This window comes from Sphingobacteriia bacterium (genome assembly GCA_017304685.1).
Taxonomy (GTDB): Bacteria; Pseudomonadota; Alphaproteobacteria; order Rickettsiales; family 33-17; genus JAFKLR01.
Genome location: JAFKLR010000002.1, coordinates 1 through 1,166 on the forward strand (window position 1 = coordinate 1; position 1,166 = coordinate 1,166).

Annotated in this window: 1 protein-coding gene; it reads left to right on the top strand. The window is 33.1% G+C overall.

Annotated features, from left to right (window positions below; all coding sequences use genetic code 11):
* Positions 1-161 precede the first annotated feature (161 nt).
* Positions 162-755 carry a DUF4240 domain-containing protein gene (locus tag J0H68_00010; GenBank protein MBN8827077.1) on the top strand — a complete coding sequence of 198 codons (594 nt, stop codon included), beginning with the start codon at positions 162-164 and terminating at the stop codon, positions 753-755.
* Positions 756-1,166: the final 411 nt, after the last annotated feature.

The following is a 1,166-nucleotide window of genomic DNA, read 5'->3' on the forward strand; positions in this document are numbered from 1 at the left end:
TTCGCTTATCATCATCAGTTTCCACTGACCGAACGCAGATGGACAGCAGAAATAAACATCAACTTTTGTACATTTATCAGCAACAGTTCGGGGCTTGACAGAACATGGAATACCGCTACTGCACAAAGCCCTGTACGTTAGCACCAATTAAAAAATAATCAATGAGTTTTTTTAGAAGACTTTTTAATCGCTATAATTCAAATAGCATAGCCAAGACATCTCAAATGTTAAATGAAGATTACTTTTGGAAAATCATAGATGACAGCTTATCTAAAACAAATGACCAAGATGAGCAAAAAGAATATTTCATTAAATATTTGAAAACGTTGACACCTGCTGAAATTGTTGGTTTTAGACTCCGAACAGACAAATTATTGTATGATACATATAATTCAGAAATGTGGTGTGCTGGTTATATTATGAATGGAGGTTGCTCCGATGACAGCTTTCAATATTTCAGAAATTGGGTTATTTCAAGAGGCAAAGGTGTGTACTACAAAGCCAAACAAAATCCAGATTCTTTAATAGCGGAAATTAACGAGGATACAGAATTTTATGACTTTGAAGATTTTTGGTACGTTGCACTAGATGCTTTTAAAAATAAAACAGGGAAAGACTTGTATGACTTCATTGACGAAGAAAAATTCAAATTTGGAGAAGGGAATTATCTCAATTTTGACTTTACTTGGGAGGAAGAGAATCCAGATAGCATGAGAGCTATATGTCCAAAATTGTTTGCTAAAATGTGGAAATAAACTGTGGCTAACAAAGCATTTAAGCAAAGTCGGCGGACGACAACGCAATTACTCATCTGTTTTTCGCTAATCAACTTTTTCAATAATTTCATCAACATATTTCCAAATTCCGCCTCTGCTTAAATGCGGAATCGTTGGTTGCTACTTAAAGACATTTAAAAATGGATATTAAATATTTTAATTTATTTGACGGCTCATTAGAATTCCATTCCGACAAAATAATAATTTTCGACAAAGCAAAACGCAATAGAATATTTCTTTTGGTTGGTGTAATTTCTGGGCTAATTTATTCGACTACGACACTACTTAGAGGATATAGGCAAAACGATAATTTACTTATATTATTTGGACTCATCTTGACTATTTCTTGGACAATAACTTCAATTTTAAGGCGTAAAGAATTTCAAAAAG